This window comes from Bartonella sp. AU18XJBT (genome assembly GCF_028618595.1).
In the GTDB taxonomy this organism is placed as follows: domain Bacteria; phylum Pseudomonadota; class Alphaproteobacteria; order Rhizobiales; family Rhizobiaceae; genus Bartonella.
Genome location: NZ_JAQITE010000001.1, coordinates 195,060 through 213,741, shown reverse-complemented (window position 1 = coordinate 213,741; position 18,682 = coordinate 195,060). Strand labels below are relative to the sequence as shown.

General features: G+C 38.0%; 15 protein-coding genes. 5 read left to right on the top strand and 10 right to left on the bottom strand.

The genetic code is table 11. From position 1 onward, the window contains the following. Window positions 1-20: 20 nt before the first annotated feature. The 7 genes from cyoA to acnA all read right to left on the bottom strand — a co-directional run bounded on the left by cyoA (window position 21) and on the right by acnA (window position 9,544). Window positions 21-992, bottom strand: a complete 972-nt coding sequence (gene cyoA / locus PVV60_RS00795) for a ubiquinol oxidase subunit II (protein ID WP_273722467.1) — start codon at window positions 990-992, stop codon at window positions 21-23. Between the two features lie 123 nt (window positions 993-1,115). Further along, window positions 1,116-1,562 (bottom strand): type II 3-dehydroquinate dehydratase, encoded by a 447-nt coding sequence (gene aroQ, locus PVV60_RS00790; protein ID WP_273722466.1) that lies wholly within the window; start codon window positions 1,560-1,562, stop codon window positions 1,116-1,118. Window positions 1,563-1,616: 54 nt separating this feature from the next. Beyond that, window positions 1,617-2,750, bottom strand: coding sequence for a DNA replication/repair protein RecF (gene recF, locus PVV60_RS00785; RefSeq protein WP_273722465.1), 1,134 nt, complete (start codon window positions 2,748-2,750; stop codon window positions 1,617-1,619). A gap of 20 nt (window positions 2,751-2,770) precedes the next feature. Next, complete coding sequence (gene dnaN / locus PVV60_RS00780; protein WP_273722464.1) at window positions 2,771-3,892, bottom strand: DNA polymerase III subunit beta; 1,122 nt, start codon at window positions 3,890-3,892, stop codon at window positions 2,771-2,773. Between the two features lie 186 nt (window positions 3,893-4,078). After that, on the bottom strand, window positions 4,079-5,650 hold the full coding sequence (dnaA, locus tag PVV60_RS00775; protein ID WP_273722492.1) for a chromosomal replication initiator protein DnaA: 1,572 nt from the start codon (window positions 5,648-5,650) through the stop codon (window positions 4,079-4,081). A gap of 702 nt (window positions 5,651-6,352) precedes the next feature. Beyond that, complete coding sequence (rpsT, locus tag PVV60_RS00770; protein ID WP_273722463.1) at window positions 6,353-6,619, bottom strand: 30S ribosomal protein S20; 267 nt, start codon at window positions 6,617-6,619, stop codon at window positions 6,353-6,355. A gap of 237 nt (window positions 6,620-6,856) precedes the next feature. Continuing rightward, on the bottom strand, window positions 6,857-9,544 hold the full coding sequence (gene acnA / locus PVV60_RS00765; RefSeq protein ID WP_273722462.1) for an aconitate hydratase AcnA: 2,688 nt from the start codon (window positions 9,542-9,544) through the stop codon (window positions 6,857-6,859). Window positions 9,545-9,840: 296 nt separating this feature from the next. Here acnA and ccmA point away from each other — a divergent pair, with 296 nt between their 5' ends. The 4 genes from ccmA to PVV60_RS00745 all read left to right on the top strand — a co-directional run bounded on the left by ccmA (window position 9,841) and on the right by PVV60_RS00745 (window position 12,761). Continuing rightward, on the top strand, window positions 9,841-10,452 hold the full coding sequence (gene ccmA, locus PVV60_RS00760; RefSeq protein WP_273722461.1) for a heme ABC exporter ATP-binding protein CcmA: 612 nt from the start codon (window positions 9,841-9,843) through the stop codon (window positions 10,450-10,452). An 11-nt stretch (window positions 10,453-10,463) separates the two neighbouring features. Beyond that, entirely contained in the window at window positions 10,464-11,129 is a 666-nt protein-coding gene (gene ccmB, locus PVV60_RS00755) for a heme exporter protein CcmB (RefSeq protein WP_273722460.1), read from the top strand. A 46-nt stretch (window positions 11,130-11,175) separates the two neighbouring features. Continuing rightward, the gene (locus PVV60_RS00750) at window positions 11,176-11,955 is read left to right on the top strand and encodes a heme ABC transporter permease (protein WP_273722459.1); all 780 of its coding nucleotides are present in this window, start codon (window positions 11,176-11,178) and stop codon (window positions 11,953-11,955) included. A gap of 221 nt (window positions 11,956-12,176) precedes the next feature. Next, window positions 12,177-12,761, top strand: coding sequence for a DsbE family thiol:disulfide interchange protein (locus tag PVV60_RS00745; RefSeq protein WP_404977289.1), 585 nt, complete (start codon window positions 12,177-12,179; stop codon window positions 12,759-12,761). A gap of 1,102 nt (window positions 12,762-13,863) precedes the next feature. On the opposite strand, the gene PVV60_RS00740 is transcribed toward PVV60_RS00745, so the two are convergent. The 3 genes from PVV60_RS00740 to PVV60_RS00730 are packed head-to-tail and all read right to left on the bottom strand — an operon-like array spanning window position 13,864 to window position 17,045. Continuing rightward, window positions 13,864-14,862 (bottom strand): Hsp33 family molecular chaperone, encoded by a 999-nt coding sequence (locus tag PVV60_RS00740; RefSeq protein ID WP_273722458.1) that lies wholly within the window; start codon window positions 14,860-14,862, stop codon window positions 13,864-13,866. A 36-nt stretch (window positions 14,863-14,898) separates the two neighbouring features. Then, complete coding sequence (gene argF / locus PVV60_RS00735) at window positions 14,899-15,834, bottom strand: ornithine carbamoyltransferase (RefSeq protein ID WP_273722457.1); 936 nt, start codon at window positions 15,832-15,834, stop codon at window positions 14,899-14,901. After that, window positions 15,831-17,045, bottom strand: a complete 1,215-nt coding sequence (locus tag PVV60_RS00730; RefSeq protein ID WP_273722456.1) for an aspartate aminotransferase family protein — start codon at window positions 17,043-17,045, stop codon at window positions 15,831-15,833. Before PVV60_RS00730 ends, argF begins: the two co-directional genes overlap by 4 nt. 482 nt (window positions 17,046-17,527) lie before the next feature. Between PVV60_RS00730 and PVV60_RS00725 the strand changes: the two genes are divergently transcribed. Beyond that, window positions 17,528-18,064, top strand: coding sequence for a GcrA family cell cycle regulator (locus tag PVV60_RS00725; protein ID WP_273722455.1), 537 nt, complete (start codon window positions 17,528-17,530; stop codon window positions 18,062-18,064). Window positions 18,065-18,682 lie beyond the last annotated feature (618 nt).

Sequence of the window (18,682 nt, the reverse complement as noted above, 5' to 3'; positions counted from 1 at the left end):
TCTTTCTTTACTGACCCTTTTTAAATAACATCAGGATCAAATACTGAACACAGTGCACCCCACAGTGTCTGAGCAGCAGCACGCTTCATTAAATCTTCATTACATACCGTATTTTCGTCGACACACCGATTAACAATACGATAGTAAAGCCGCTTCTCAACAGGCGCAAAATAACGAACTTCAGCATCTTTTTCCTTCGCAGCAATATCACCCATACGAGGCGCAATAGAAAGTTGACGATAAGATGTACGATCAAGAACTCGACCATTAGCCCGAGCTTTCACAATCCAATCCTCAAAATCCTGCGAAGACACAGAATGCCACTTAAACCGCATCCCTGAAAAACCATCACCGCTGTAATTTGCCGAGGTTCCTTTGAATACTCCCTGTTCTTCAGCGACCAAATGCAACTTAGCATTCATCTGCGGCATAGCATAAAGAACTGTACCCAATTTAGGAACCCAAAAGGCATTGACAGAATTTTCTGACGTCAATTGCAATAAAACTTGACGTCCTTTAGGTGCGTAAATTTCATTGATCGATGCAACACCATATTGAGGATAAATAAAAACCCATTTCCAATCAAGAGCTACAGCATCAATCTGCAATGGCTCTCCTTCCCCCACAACCTCTACTGGAAGAGGATGTGTAGGCTCAAGCTTATAGGTATAATAAGCTGTTAATGAACCTAAAACCATTACGATTACAATTGGAATACCCCACATTACTGCTTCAATTTTATTTGAATGCGCCCAATCAGGAGAATAGTTCGCTTTCGTATTCGATGCGCGATATTTTATCGCTAAAAATACCACACTCACCATAACTGGAATGACAACGCAAAGCATAACAACCACACAAGCAACAATCAAAATGAGCTGTTGACGTGCGACATAACCTGACGGCTGAAGGACATCCATTTTACAACCAGACAAAAGCAGTGCTCCCCCTAAAGTCACAAGCATTTCTAATTGTCTAATAAAGTTTTTCATCTTTATTTACCCCCGTCATATGCACCAAAAATTGTCATAAATATATACCTCACATTGTACAGATTTGAAAATAATTATCAAGTGAATTCAATGCCTATATTACTCTTATCAAACGCTTACTCTTTATCTATCACAATTTAATTGTTTTGCAATATATTCAAGTGCAAACCAATATCCTTCACCACCACACCCGGTTATGATAGCATCTACAGCTGCAGATGTATAAGAATGGTGGCGAAAAGCTTCACGCTGATAAATGTGAGATAAATGAACTTCTACTTTCGGCCCTGAAAACATTTTTAGGGCATCAAGAAGTGCAACAGATGTATGACTGTAAGCCGCTGGGTTAATGATCAACCCAGAACTTGTCTCTATTGCTTCTTGTATCCATGCTACTAATTGCCCTTCACAGTTACTTTGATAAAAATTTATGATAATATTATTTTTTTTTGCCCATTCTCTGCATCTTTTTTCAATATCTTCTAAAGTTTCAGTTCCATAAATTTCTGGCTCACGTTGACCTAGAAAATTTAAATTAGGACCATTTAAAATCGTTATTATCTCAGACATAGCAAGCCTTTTCTTTCAGACCTATCATTTATTTAAAAAATATTTAGCATGTTTTTACGACAATAAAGCTCCATCCTTAATCTCAAAGAATTCTGCGCGTCCTTTTAAGTCATCAAATAAAAGACGGTCTGTTCCTGTCATAAATGTTTGTACAGCTAAATCATCAAGAATATCAAATAAAGCAGCACGTCGATGCGAATCAAGATGGGCAGCCATTTCATCAAGAAGAAGAATGGGGGCTCTTTCCGATATCATACCTGTTAGACGTGCATGACACAAAACTAAACCTGTCAACAGCGCTTTTTGTTCACCTGTTGAACAAGATGCAGCTCCCATATTTTTATCAGCATAAAAAACCTGCAAATCTGCACGATGTGGTCCTTCTAACGTCCGACCAGCAGCACGATCCATTGCGCGATTATGCCGTAATCGATCATAAAATTTCTCTTCAACTTCAGTTGCTGATGTTTCACTAAGAGCTGTTTCCAAAAAACCATCAATTTGCAAAAAAGCTCGTGGAAAAGGTATCTGTGATGGCATTTGTGTAAACATGTCATTTAAAAGACGAATAGCATCAACACGCGCAGCAGAAATAGCTGTCGCTAATTCTGCCATCTGCTTTTCTAAAGCATCAAACCAAGCGCAATCTTCATTTCCGTCTAAAAACAAACGATTACGTGCGCGCATAGCTCTATCATAATCGGCTACGCGGCGCCTATGCAAGGGATCAATCGCCAAAACCATACGATCCAAAAAACTACGGCGCTCAAGTGAAGGACCTGTAAAAAGACCATCCATAGATGGTGTTAGGACACTAATATGACAATAATCTGTTAGGCAATCGCTCGACTCATTCACACCATTAATATGGACCTTTCGACTGTTATCGCTAACCTCGAAAGCTGTACCTATCTTTACTTCACCATAAAGAGCGCATTCAAGACGCGCAAATACAACAAATCCTCCACCGCCACCATCTACAAAGCTAACGTCGGAATAAACAGCACGCCGCAAACCACGACCAGGAGAAAGAAAAGATAACGCCTCTAAAAGATTCGTCTTACCAGCACCATTATGGCCAGTAAAAACCACATGCTGACCAGAAAAATGAATATTGAAAAAAGAATAATTGCGATAACGTAAAAGCTGCAGCTGCCTTACTGCCACTTTGTGCACATGACTGGCCATGCATTGCAAAACAATTGCCCCTAAACGCGAATAGGCATCAGTACATAGAGCACATCCGCATCATCTTTATCACGAATTAGAGCAGGTGCTCCAACCTCAGCCAACATAAAAACCATCTCATCGCTTGAAAGCTGCCCAGCAATATCCAAAAGATAACGTGAATTAAACCCTATCTCAAGCGGTTCAGATGCATAAGTTACTGATAATTGATCTTCTGCACTGCCTGAATCTGGGCTATTAACAACAAGCCTTAACTGTCCATGCTCAATCGTTAATTTAACTGCACGCCCCCGATCACTTGAAATTGTTGAAACACGATCAACTGCAGAAGAAAAGTCCTGCCTATTAACAATCAATTCTTTATCATTTCCAAGAGGAATGACACGTTGATAATCTGGAAATGTTCCATCAATTAATTTTGATGTAAAAATCACAGAGCCTATAGAAAAACGAATCTTTGTCTCTGAAAGCTCTATACATACATCGCTATCATTTTCTTCTGAAAGAAGTTTTTGCAATTCTCCTACAGCTTTACGAGGAACAATAACACCAGGCATTCCCTCAACTCCTGAAGGAGCTTCCATCTCAACTTGTGCCAAACGATGACCATCAGTTGCAACCAAACGCAATTTCAAAACACCATCATTAATAACATGGAAATAAATACCATTCAGATAATAACGGGTTTCTTCATTAGAAATAGCAAATTGCGTACAATCAAATAAATGTTTTAAGCTTGATGCCGATAGAGAAAAACGATAACCAAACTGTCCAGGAAGTGACTCTGGAAAATCTGCCTTCGGAAGACATTGAAGCTGAAAATGTGCACAACCCGAAACAACGGACATTGTACCTGCTTGATTCTCATCAACGGATAATACAACTTCATTGCTATCAGGAAGTTTACGAATGATATCATAGAGCAAATGTGCTGGAACAGTTGTTGCTCCAGCTTGTTTAACATTAACTGTAAAAGATTCCGTAACCTCTAAATCAAGGTCTGTTGCTTTTAACTGCACACAATCATTTTCTGCATTAATAAGCACATTCGATAAAATAGGAACAGTATTACGGCGCTCTACCACACGGTGAACCCGACCAAGAGACTTGAGAAATTGACTGCGATCAACTGTAATACGCATAAAAGCCCCGTATGATTTACTAAAAACTATAAGAATTCTTTAAAATTAAAGAATAGACTCTCTTTAAAGAATCGCCTGCTAGAGTTTATTAAACCTCTCTTAAAATGGCAAGTCACTCCTGCATAGGAAAAAATAAATCTTTTCATTAAATTCTTTAAAGTTTCTCCAAAGAAAAAACGATAAACACTATACAGCCTGTTCTCCAATCAACCGCTTAAGCAATTCAAGTTCCTTAGCCAAGGTCTGATCACCACAAACCAAATCTTCAATTTTACGCACAGCGTGTAAGACTGTTGTATGATCACGCCCACCAAAACGGCGTCCAATTTCTGGCAACGAGCGAGGAGTTAATACTTTTGCTAAATACATCGCAACTTGCCGTGGCTTCACAACCGTACGTGTACGACGATTAGATAACAAATCCTGTTTAGAAACATTATAATGGCGTGCTACCGTACGCTGAATTTCTTCAATCCGAATGCGCTTAGGTTCACCAGAACGTGTCAAATGACCTAATAACTCATCAATCCGTTCTAAAGATAAATCAGACTCAAAAGATTGACGAAACAAGAGCTGATTAAATGCACCTTCAATATCACGCCCCGACCCTAAAACCGTTTTCGCAATATATTCCAAGATATCATCAGAAATTGATACCATACCATCATCTTGTTGCGCCATCTTCAACCGCTGACGCAACATTTGCAAACGCATTTCATAATCTGGTGCTTCAATTTCAAGAGCTACCCCTCCCTGAAGACGAGAGCGAACGCGAAGATCAAGCGATTCTAATTCTGCTGGTGGACGATCTGCAGCGACAACAACCTGTTTTGCACTATCAAGCAACATATTAAGCAAATGGCAAAACTCGTGTTGTATCGACTTACCCTGTAAAAACTGCATATCATCAATAATCAAAAGGTCGATATCACGAAGCTGTTCTTTAAAAGAAAGAGCATCATTATCACGAATAGCTGTTGCAAAACGCCACATAAAATATTCAGCAGTTAAATAAATAACGCGCGCAGACGTTAAACGCTTTAATGCAGAAGCAGCAATAGCTTGAAGTAAATGTGTTTTTCCTAAACCAACAGATGCGTGAATAAAAAGAGGATTAAAACGCAAAGCACTTTTATGCCCCTCCGCAATGGAACGCGCAGCTGCTAAAGCAACACGATTAGAAGCCCCCTCAACAAAACTTTCAAAAGTATAGCGAGAATCAAGTGGAGATCCAAAAACTCCCGTTTGAGAACTCTTAACTGAATGCTCTGCGCAACTTTCAACAAAAGATGAAGTCGCCTGCTCCTCTAGCACAACAGAAGGAACACTTCTTTTACAAACGACATCTCTTGAAACACGTTCCATACCACGGACAATAACTTCAACACGAAGAATTGCTGAATTCTCTTGTTTCCATAAATGAGTCAAAAGAGAACCATAGTGATTATTAATCCATGAACGTAAAAAAGCCGTAGGAACAGAAAGCTTTACAAGAGTATGGCTATATTCAGCAAGCTTTACACGTCCAAACCAACTGGTATAAGCCTCAACACCAACCTGCACCTTTAATTGCGCCATAACACGTATAAAAGCCGCCGCACTTTCCTCCTCTGAAACAATAGAATGCCTTATAGAAGCATTTCTACAAACGTTCTCATCACTCTCCGTCATCCTATTCTTTATTATATTCTCTGCCGACAGGATATTTACCGAAACACTTTTAAAGGAACTAGCTTTAGAGTTCAATTTATCCACCATCTTCCATCCTGATAAAAATAAAATTTTGTCCTGCCAAACAGCTAAAATAAATCTAGCCAAGGCAAAACGCCCTACCCCAAATAAGATTACTCACCCTCCCCTAGGATAGCCTCATCACAACCCCACTAACAAAGATGACCAATAAGATTTACTTGCACTCATGATATGACCCATCCTTCTAAAAATGGTAAACATATCCATTAAGAAAACTAAAAAAACCGTCAGAAAACCTCTCCAACACAAAAGTTCCGAAAATCCTAAATCAAGACATCTTGTATTCAACAAAATCAGAATAATGCGCTAATGTGACCCCTTCATGCCTTTTAGTCTTCATAAGAACCATACAAAACAGCAGAGGTAAAATGCAAGAGGTCAAAATAAAATCAAAAAAACCGAAAAAAATGCTTATATTAATGAGGACTGAAAAAAATATTGATTCAATTCATTTTTTTTCTCTAAATTTACCAATAATTAAAGAATCTCTTCAGATTAAAAAAAAAAAATAAAATGCTTGACAAAAAAGACTCTGTACAAATCCACAAAGCTTGTGGATAACCATACCCCCCCTATAAACTTTCTCTCCTTTTTCAAGTGGAGAATCATCGTCGATTCTTATTTTCAATAGAAACTTTTTGAAATAATAAACAAAAAGCCAGCATCCTTATGGATACTGGCTTTATTCTCAATTAAAGAAGAAAAAGTTTAAACGCTGAGAGCCTTCAAACGTTTAGCTAAACGCGATACTTTCCTCGCAGCAGCATTTTTATGAAAAACCCCTTTAGAAACTGCACGCATAATTTCAGGCTCAAAACTCTTAAATGCAATTTCTGCAGATGCCTTATCGCCACCCGCTAAAGCATCATCAAACTTACGTATAAAGGTACGAACGCGTGAACGGCGGGCTTTATTAACCTGTGTGCGTGCCGTAACCTTGCGCACCGCTTTTCGAGCAGAAGGTGTATTCGCCATAAATATAATCTCTCTTTCAACACCTTGGTAAAATGAATCTAAAGAACAACTCTACCAATATAAATAAATCCAACCCAAGCAAAACTATAAAGCTGCCTATAACTCGTGTAACTTATAGCGCAATCCTAAAGCTAACGTCAATTAAATTTTCAAAGATAGTTATAAAAAACGAAGCCAAACTCTTTGATCCGCAACTTTATAGCTTAATAACAGATATTCCTTAACAAACAAAAGAATTTAAACAGCTAGCTTACGCAAGACATATTGCAAAATCCCCCCATGATGCAAATAATCTAGCTCATCTTCAGTATCAATACGACATAATAACGGAACGGTTTTTACCGTACCATCAGAAAAAGTAATTATCGCTACTGTCTTTTGACGAGGTTTCAAGTTATGAATTCCTTCAATTGTTACCTTTTCATCTCCCTTTAAGCCCAAAGATTTCCAACTTACACCCTCCTCAAAGACAAAGGGAACAATGCCCATACCCACAAGATTAGAGCGATGAATCCTTTCAAAAGACTGCACAATCACTGCTTTTACACCAAGAAGATTGGTACCTTTGGCTGCCCAATCGCGGGATGATCCATTACCATATTCAATACCAGCAAAAACAACGAGTGGAATACCTTCTTGTTTATACGCCATAGCCGCATCGTAAATGGCTTGTTCTACCGCTGACGGATAATGAACCGTATAACCTCCTTCTCGACCATTTTCCCCTAACATGAAATTACGAATACGAATATTGGCAAAGGTCCCACGCACCATAACTTCATGATTCCCACGACGCGTTCCATACTGATTAAAATCAGCCACTTTAACACCATGATCCATTAAATATTTTCCGGCAGGAGAAGCTGCTTTAATAGAACCAGCAGGAGAAATATGATCCGTCGTGATTTTATCACCAAATAAACCTAAAATCCGTGCATCTCTAATATCTGGTAAGATATCAGGTGTTTTCTGCATATTATCGAAATAAGGTGGATTGCGTACATAGGTGGATTGCTCATCCCAAGAATAGGTAGAACCCGTAGGAATCTGAACTTTTTGCCAATTTTCATCTCCCTTAAAAACATCTGCATACTTTTCGGCAAAAACCTTACGCGTGACATTTTTTTCGATAAACTCCTGTATTTCTTGAGAAGTTGGCCAAATATCTCTCAAATAAATGGGGTGACCATTCGAATCTTCACCAAGAGGTTCCTTGGTTAAATCTTTACACACCGTCCCGATGAGCGCATGTGCAACAACTAACGGTGGTGACGCTAAATAATTCGCTTGCACATCAGGGGAAACACGCCCTTCAAAATTACGATTTCCGGAAAGAACTGCAGATGCAATTATACCATTGTCATTAATCGTTTTGGAAATAGCTGGGTGCAAAGGACCTGAATTCCCAATACATGTTGTGCACCCAAATCCTACTAAGTTAAATCCTAATGCATCTAAATCTTTTTGCAGACCCGAATTTTGAAGGTAAGCTTCAACGACTTGTGAACCAGGTGCAAGAGAAGTTTTTACCCATGGTTTGCTCTTGAGACCTTTTGCCACAGCATTTCGTGCCAAAAGCCCCGCTGCAATAAGAACACTTGGATTCGATGTATTCGTACACGACGTAATCGCAGCGATCACCACATCACCGTGACCAAGCGTATATTCTTCACCCTCAACCTGATAACGCTTATCTTGTCCAGAAGTCTTCTTATAGTCTTCGACCAATGCCTTCTCAAAACCTTGCCCAACATTTTCCAATGCAATACGTCCTTCAGGACGCTTAGGACCGGCCATCGAAGGAACAACAGTTCCTATATCTAATTCAATTGTATCACTAAAAATGGGATGAGCTACCATTTCGTCATGCCACATCCCTTGTGCTTTGGTGTAAGCCTCTACTAAAGCAATCCGATTTTCATCACGCCCTGTCATATTGAGATAACGCACTGTCTCCTTATCAATTGGGAAAAAACCACACGTTGCTCCATATTCAGGTGCCATATTTCCAATCGTTGCCCGATCAGCAAGCGTCATCTGCTCCAAACCAGGACCAAAAAACTCAACAAATTTACCGACAACACCCTTCCGGCGTAGCATTTGGGTCACCGTTAATACGAGATCGGTAGCTGTTACACCTTCTTTAAGTTTACCCGTTAGACGAAAACCGATCACTTCAGGTAACAACATAGAAACAGGTTGGCCTAACATTGCAGCTTCTGCTTCAATACCACCAACACCCCAACCTAAAACCCCTAAACCATTTACCATAGTCGTATGCGAATCAGTTCCAACGCAGGTGTCAGGATAAACCGTCTCACACCCCTCTTCATTCTTCATCCATACACATTGTGCTAAATATTCTAGGTTAACCTGATGACAAATCCCTGTTCCTGGAGGAACAACGCGAAAATTTTGAAAGGCTTGCTGCCCCCATTTAAGGAAACGATAGCGTTCACCATTGCGTTCATATTCATGCTCAACGTTTTCCTTAAAAGCCATAGAGTTGCCAAAAGCATCAACAATAACTGAGTGATCAATGATGAGATCAACAGGAATGAGAGGATTGATTTTTTCAGCGTTACCACCAAGTTTAACCATAGCATCACGCATTGCAGAAAGATCAACAACTGCTGGAACACCTGTAAAATCCTGCATAAGAACACGTGCAGGACGATAAGCAATTTCTGCCCCAGCGCTCCCTTTGTTGTTTAACCACTTAGCAACATTGAGGATATCCTCTTTTTTAACTGTGCGACCATCTTCAAATCGCAATAAATTTTCGAGAATAACTTTCATCGAAAACGGTAAACGAGAAACACCTTCAAGGCCATTCTTCTCCGCTTCGATCAAGCTATAATAAGTATATTCTTTGCCACCAACATTTAATACTCTGCGACAATTAAAGCTATCAATTTGAGTCATGACTGTCCACCCTCATACTATAACCACCCAATTTCCAGGAATGAACAACACAAACTACGAGTCAAGGTCGCAGCTTGAGCGCAGACGCAACTACCTCCGCTATCCATTTCCCCCTCCACCCTCTCATAGGCAAATGCGGAAATCAGCGCCAGAAACCATTTTACACCAGATATTGATGTAAGGTATCCTTTATAGAACTATTTCTAGAACTATTCTAGGTACAATTGAATAAAAAATGTGTTTTTATTCAATAATGCAATAAAGAATATGAAAATAAAAACAAAATAGGCAATCACATGGTATTATCAGGCAAAGATTTAGCCGCTTACAGAAATGAGGAAATTCTGTTTAAAGGTCTTTCTTTTTGTTTATTTTCACAGCAACTGATGACAATCACCGGCCCTAATGGTATCGGAAAGTCTACATTACTCCGAATCATTGTTGGTCTTCTTGAAGCTGCTGAAGGTTATATCATACTTAAAGACCATGATCAAATATACCCTGTTGCAACTGCGTGTCATTATCTTGGTCCTCAAAATGCTATGAAGCCTCTCTTATCTGTTATGGACAATTTGCAATTTTGGGCAAATTTTTACGGCCAACATTCACGCTTTGTGCATGAAGCTCTTGCCGATATTGGTCTTTCTAACCTTGAACATTTACCCTTTAACGCTCTGTCAACTGGGCAACAAAGACGTGTAGCTATTGCTCGCCTTTTGCTCTCTTATCGTCCTCTTTGGATTTTAGATGAACCAATATCTGGGCTTGATAACCATGCTCAAAAACTCCTTGCTCGTATTTTCCAGCGTCATCTCAACCAAGGTGGTATGATTATCGCTGCAACTCATAATTTCCTAGGTATTCCAGAAAACCATAAAATCGCTCTGGAAAAATTTTCACCTCTCTAGGAGAGAATCAAATGAAAGCATTGTTCTGGCGTGAGCTTAAACTATTATTAGCGCCACAAGCCTCTTCACTAACAGGACTATTGTTTTTTATCGCTGTTGTTGTCATAACCCCCTTTGCCATTGGACCAGACCCCAAAATTCTTGCACAAATAGGGCCTGGTATATTGTGGTTTGGAGCCTTTCTTGCAGGACTCCTCAATCTGAACAAACTGTTCCAAATCGATCGTGATGATGGTAATCTCGACCAATTTATCCTTTCAGGAAAAAGACAAAGTTTTACATTAATTGTCTTTACCAAATGTCTTGCCCATTGGGTAGGAACAATGCTTCCTCTTATTTTTGCTACACCTATTTTAGCCCTCATGCTCCATTTAGATGTAACAATAACTTTTACAACAATACTTACCCTTTTATGCGGAACACCAGCCATTATTTTTATTGGCGCCATAGGAGCTGCACTCGCAACCTCATTGTTGCACAGTACTCTGCTTATTTTTATCATTATCTTGCCGTGGATCATTCCAATTATGATTTTTGGTGTTTCTGCTGCTACAGCCCCAATAAATCCAAATATTTCTTTTCTCACGTCCTTGGCTCTTCTCAGCGCTTTTTCACTTCTTTTGAGTCTCTTTGGCTCTTTTGTTGCTGCGATAACGCTTAAACTTTTATCAGAATAATAAAAGATGATTGCCGCATAGCAAAACTCTGCCTATTATGAATTTCATGAATGAACTATCTCGTACATATAAAATCAGATCGCTTCCTGCAAGTTTCACCTTTTTCATGAAAATAAGCAGTATTGTCTTACCTTGGTTGGCCGGTATAACATTGTGTTTCCTTATCTTAGGGCTTATTCTGGTGATGCATTCCCCTGATGACTATCAACAAGGCATTACTGTTAAGATTATGTACCTTCATGTACCCTTTGCGTGGTTGTCTACATTCTGTTATGTAATGATGAGTGCAGCGGCATTAGGAAATCTGATTTGGAAATATCATCTTGCTGATGTGGCACTTAAATGTGGGGCGCCTATTGGGGCAATTTTTACTGCCTTGGCTCTCATGACAGGAGCACTTTGGGGGCGACCTACATGGGGAACATGGTGGGTCTGGGATGCACGGTTAACATCAGTTTTAATTCTGCTTTTTATCTATCTTTCCATTATCCTGCTTGGACGTGCTTTTGACAACCAAGTAAAAGCCGCTCGCGCTACTTCAATTCTTACACTTGTTGGGTTTGTTAATATTCCTGTTATTAAATTTTCCGTTAATTGGTGGAATACATTGCATCAACCAGCATCATTGTTACGTGCTGGAGGATCAACAATCGACAATGCTATGTTATGGCCCCTTATAATAATGCTATTTTGTTTCATCTTTATGTTTATTGCGCTCTATTTGATGGCTATGCGAAATGAAATCAATAGTCATTATATCCGAATACTTCAGATTAAAAAATCCCGTCGTGCACAACAACAGGACGCTTCATCATGCTCGACCTAAATAGCATCCAGGGCGGACTTTTAGGAAATCTATCTCAGAAAATTGATTTTTTCCTTAGCACCCTTAAACACGAGCAAATTGTTGTTTTAAGCTATGTTCTTTCTGCAATATCCCTCTTATGTCTTATTGGATATATTCTTTGCAAAGCCCTATACCAAAAAAAAATTCTCCAACAGCTAAACAAAAAAGAGTTTTCACAAAAAGAAAAGTATCATGAAAACATCCCTCCAAAACTTAAAAAAAATATATCTTTGCCTGTTCTGCTTGTTTTTTTTGGACCATTTGTACTTTTTCTTCTTCTCATGGTGCTTTTTTTCAACTTTATGGATAAAAAACACCTTAAAGATTCTTCTCTTCTTCCAAACGCATTAGCTGAAAAATCTGCTCCTAATATTCATCTTCCTCTTCTTGATAAAGAAAGTTATCTCAATTCAAAACAGTTTAAAGGACGTGTCACATTGGTCAATTTTTGGGGCTCTTGGTGTTTACCCTGTCGCGAAGAGCATCCTATTCTTATGAAAATTGCACAAGATAAACGCTTTGATCTGATTGGTATTAATTATAAAGATAACAAAACAAACGCCCTGCGCTTTTTAAACAGTTTTGGTAATCCTTTTAAATTTATTGGCTTTGATGTTTCAGGATATACAGCCATTGATTGGGGAATATATGGCCCCCCAGAAACCTTTCTCTTGAATAAAGAGAGCATCATTCTTGCCAAACATGTTGGTCCCTTAACATGGCAAATTTATCAAAAAAAAATTCTACCAAAAATTGAACAAGCAATCATGACAGAAGAAAAATAAAATATCAACATATTGATTTATAAATAATAATTTACCATCTTTATCTGTTAAATGACAATACCTTATACTATGAGTACTATGAGATTTTTCAAAATTTCTATATGTTGAATCAAAAAAACATTTAAGATAAAGGCTAAAAATACCTTTTATGAATTGTCTAAACGTGAAAAGAATTGGCAATATTTTAAGTTGAAAAATATAATAATGCAGGTTTGTAAAAACATAACGTTTTAGCATGCTATATATGCTATTTTATTTATACGGACCCTCATTCTTCTTAGGAAAATTTGGCAAAAGCATTACCATTGTTGATTCAAAAACATGTGTACAGAAATATCTGTAGAGCAAACCTCCAAAATATGACAAAATTTAAGTAGTTTTCATTTTTCTTTAGCAATTAAATATCTGTTTAGGAGCTTTATTTTTAATTAGTTGGACAAAACAATATTGCTATAGAAACATCGCTAACTTAGTGAAAGTAACCAACTATTATTTTCAAAATCATATAGTGTTTTGTCTCCGCTTTTTATCTGAAATGCACATTGTTATGAGGAGACTTCACCGCTATTTTCATCTTTATAAAATAACAAATCCGTTCCTTCGCAGCATCATTGTTATATTTATTCCCATTACACTATCTGTTCGTAATAGACTCTATAACGTCCATATTGAGTCTATACATTATTTATTCTCTCGATAACTTCTCGTATGATTATAGCTAATGAGCTTTTTTGACTCTTAAATAAGATAAATCCGAGTAAGAAAATGTGACTACAATCAAAAAATCTTATTTAACAGAGAAGATAAGTTATGAGTACATGATCAATCTATCAATGAATATTATAAAAGAATTCATTGTAAGAAATAAACTTTTGAGATGTAAAAAATAAAAAAGAAGCTTTTTCGAGAGGAGAAAATATATTTACAGAGAACTCTTTTTAAGCACTCTATGACGTGATTGCTGATTTCAGCAGAAAGATCACTCGTATACATTAAAAAACTCTAAGACAAGAAATACTCTAGAAGTCCATATGAGCTTAGGCGTAAACTTTTACGATGCAAATAAAAGTTGCAATCATCATTTTTTATGAAAAACATTTGATTATGTTTTTTCTTCTAAAAACTCTTGCGGTGTAAAACAATATGTTTTTGAGCAAAATTCACATGTGACTGAAATATATTTATTTTCAACCATTTTATTGCGTTCATCAATAGAAAATCCTTCTAGGATTCCTTTAATTTTTTCGTGTGAACAAGAACATTGATCGACAAGAGAAAAAGGATTAAAAACTCTAATACCTTGTTCATGAAAAAGACGAAACAAGAGCTCTTTGCTACCGACTTGAGGATCTGTTAATTCTGAACTTTCAATCGTTGCCATGAGTATTTTAGCTTCCTGCCATTGGTTATCCAATTGGGTATGGGTTTTCGTTCCTTCTCGCTTTTGAGGGGCATCTATTTTATGACGAGACGATTCTTGGGGTAAGAGTTGGATCAAAATACCTCCAGCTCGCCAGCTTTTCTGCGGTTTTCCTTGTTGGTCACGATTAATTAATATAGCAACAGCCAAACGGATATCGGTAGGAATTTGTTCTGATTGATCAAAATAAATACGAGAAGCTTCTTGTAAATTTGATCCATCTAATGCAACTATCCCTTGATAGGGTTGCATATGGGGACCTTGATCAATTGTGAAAGCTAAAGTGCCTTTTCCTAAAAGTGTTTCTGAAGAGATTTGATTATTGTCTATGGCTTGTTTAAGCTGTTCTTTATCAAAACGAGCGTATCCACGTAAACTGGACGGAGGCGAAAAATCGCATACCAACATATTAACCGGTCCATCGGAATGAGTTTGTAAAATAAATTTTCCCGTAAGCTTTAGAGAAGTTCCAAGCAAAACAGTTAAAAGTAAAGCTTCTGCCAAAAGATAAGAAACCGGTTCAGGGTATTGATGTCTGTTAAGAATAGAATTTAAAGTTTCTCCAAGTTGTACGGCACGTCCACGGATATCAAGCTCTTCGACTTGAAAGGGAATAACAGTATCATCTTCATGCAAGAAGTTGTTGTTGAGAGAGGCTTCATCTTTAGCTTGTTCACTCATAGCTTTGCCTTTTTTATATAATTTGTTGTAGGGAGACTATTGTGGAGAGAAAAACGCATCTTGTAAACACCAAGAAAGAATTGCTTTTTGAGCATGAAGACGATTTTCAGCCTCATCGAAAACAACGGAGTGCGGTCCATCAATAACAGAATCAACCACTTCTTCACCACGATGAGCAGGAAGACAATGCATAAAAAGAGCATCAGATTTTGCTAATTTCATGAGAGCTTCATTAACTTGATAAGGCTGAAAAATAGAATGACTGCGAGCGCGAAATTCTTGTCCCATGGAGACCCATGTATCGGTCATAATACAATCAGCATCTTGAGCTGCTTTTTGGGGACTATAAGTTAGTGTAAGGTGCGCTCCTCGTTCACGTGCCCAATGTATAAATTTTTCTTGTGGTTCACTGCCCTTTGGAGTAGCAATACGCAAATGAAAATCAAAAAGAGCTGCGGCTTCAATTAAGGAATGGAGCACATTATTACCGTCTCCCATCCACGCAAATATTTTTCCAGAAATTGGCCCCCGATGCTCTTCATAGGTTAATATATCTGCTAGAATTTGGCAGGGGTGTGTATCATCTGTAAGAGCATTAATGACAGGAATTTGTGCATATTGTGCCAATTCGAGCATACGTTGATGTTTTGTTGTTCTTAATATCACGATATCCACAAAACGGGATAAAACACGAGCCGTGTCAGCTATAGTTTCACTATGACCAAGCTGCATCTCTGAACCCGTGAGCATGATTGTATCTCCCCCAAGCTGGCGCATACAGATATCGAATGAAATACGGGTTCGTGTGGATGGTTTTTCAAAAATCATCGCAAGTGTTTTACCCATAAAAGGTTTTGAACCTTTCCCTGCTTTAAAAGATGCTTTAAGGATTTTTGCATAATCGATCAGTGCGCGTGCTATTGCTGGCGTTAAAATGGATAAGTCCGTGAAATGACGAAGAGCATTTGTCATGTGTGTGATATTTGCCTTTCTTTGTTTACTTGCGAAAGATAAGCTATTGCTTTTTCAATACGATGCAAACTTTCATCTATTTCTTCTTCCCTAATGATGAGAGGAGGCAATAAACGCACAACGTTGTTGTTGGCAGCAACACTTAAGAGATATTCATTTTCTAAAGCATTAACGACAAGATTTGAAGACACAACACACTGAATACCCACCATTAGGCCCATCCCCTGAACTGCGCTGATAATATCAGGATAGCTATTGAGAATGTGCAAAAGTCCACTTTTTAGTTTATCCCCCATGCGCTGAACATGGTTGAGAAAATTTGGCTCTAACAAAACGTCAAGAATACTATTCCCTACAGCCATTCCAAGAAGATTTCCTCCAAAGGTTGAACCATGGCTCCCAAGTGTCATGCTTTTTGCAACTTTATCGGTTGCAAGGCAAGCACCTAATGGAAATCCTCCTCCTAATCCTTTTGCGAGGGTAAGAATATCAGGCGAGATATCACTCCATTCATAAGCAAAAAGCTTTCCTGTTCGTCCTATACCCGTTTGGACTTCATCCAAAATTAATAACAGACCATTATCGTCGCATATTTTGCGCAAAAATCTTAAATATTCATGAGGAACCGTTCGTATTCCTCCTTCTCCTTGAATAGGTTCAATAAGAATAGCGGCGGTATTTTTACTAATAGCGTTACACAAAGCGATTTCATCACAAAAAGGTACTTGAATAAATCCACCAGCTTTAGGTCCAAAGCCTTCAAGATATTTTTCATGCCCAGTCGCAGCAAGTGCTGCAAGTGTACGTCCATGAAATGCCCCTTCAAAAGTAATAATTTCAATGCGTTCTGAATGACCCGCAGCATAATAATAATGGCGTGCCGTTTTGAATGCACACTCCAATGCTTCAGTACCTGAATTGCAGAAAAAAACCTTATCCGCAAAACTATTTGCACAAAGCCGCGTGGCAAGAGCTGCTTGTTCAGGAGATTGAAAAATATTAGAAACATGCCAAAGTTTTTCAGCTTGCATTTTGAGCGTATCAACTAATTTTGGATGTGAATACCCTAATGCATTAACAGCAATACCAGATGTGAAATCAAGATAATGCTCTCCCTTATCGGAAATAAGCCATACACCATGCCCCCGTTCAAAATGCAAATTTCGTCGTGCGAAGCATTCATAAAGTGGTTGTATAGAAACGGCATCCATCATAATTTCCTTTATATTTTAACCTTTTCAATATATATACATACAAAGTAACACTACAAATAAAACAACATGGTACATTTCACTACGGTGCTTTCAATATTTCATTACGATTAATGATTACACCTATGGAATAGATCATTACACCAATTGAAAAAAAGTCAATGAAGGTTCTACAAATAAGCATTTTGAGAAAAAGCCTTAAGTAAAAGCTTAACCTATGATTGATTTGCAAGTTGGGGAAAACATTCTAAATAAACTCTTCAAGACGTAAAGACTCTTGTCATAGAGTGATTGCATATTGTAATTTACAATGTAATAAGCAGGATGATGTGTTTTGTTGTAAGTCCACAGGTTGGATGATTTTCTTATGCTCGCTTAGAGTGTAAAATTCTTTCATTCAGCGCAGTGAAAATATTATTAAAACATTTGAAGATGCAAAAGGGGAGAGCATCTTAGTGACGTAATCGGAATGGAGTGCTGGTATGGGTTGGACATGTGAACGCGTTGAGCTTCTTAAAAAGCTTTGGAGTGAAGGGTTAAGTGCAAGTCAAATTGCTGCTCAATTAGGTGGGGTCAGCAGAAATGCAGTCATCGGCAAAGTACATCGATTAAAGTTGCCAGGGCGTGGTAAGACAGCACAAGGAAATGCGCGTGCGCAAAAAACTCCCGTGGGAAGCAGCCCTTCATCTCCACCACGTGTGCGCCGCAACACATCAACGGTATCGCCAATAAATACATCATCTGTAAAGATTGAAGAACCAGCTTTAAAGACAGAATTTGTAGTGGAAGATTTCAAAGAAGTTGATATGTCCACAAAATTTAATATAGTTGTGCCTATATCACGTCAACTTAATCTTCTACAATTGAGTGAAAATACATGTAGATGGCCGGTTGGCGATCCATTATCAGCAGATTTTCATTTTTGTGGTGCAGATTCTAATGAAAATAGCCCCTATTGTGCCTTTCATGCTAAGCTAGCATTTCAACCAATATCTGAAAGACGTCGGATAAGAGTGTAATATCCTCGATTGAATTTCATATTCTATGCTTTCTGCGCTTCGTTATTAAATTTTAGTTATCAAATTATTATGAGAAAGAAATTTGATGAAGCTTTTGATGAATGAAAAAATTTCTTCATGAAATTATTCAGCGAAATTGTATCTTTTAGTGCTATTGCATAGCTATGTGTTGTAAAGCTATATTCCGGTTTATTTTCAAGATTCTCTTTAATTTAGTTGTACTGATTTTAACACTATCCATAGCAATCTCTTTTGAATAATACAGTTTCTCAATTTTTCATGTTGTTATTTTTCATGTATTTAATAGAGTAATGCTGTGGTTTATAAGAATAATCTATCGCTTTACAACCTGAATGAGATTCATCAATATCTCTCTCATTTTAAGCCCTCTTATATTGAATCAATCAAAATCTTTCGTTTGGGCGTCACGAGCGAGATGAGAGCTGTGGAGAGTAAAAACACTTAAAGAAAACCATACCTTTTATACATGCTTTTAAATGCTTTCAAGTGCCAAGAGCTTCAAGGGTTGTGCAACATTAGGAAATGGCAGAGTATGTGATGATGTCAGCCGACTCCTTTATTAAGCATAAAGATAGGAAGTTCTTTATGGATTTGTCG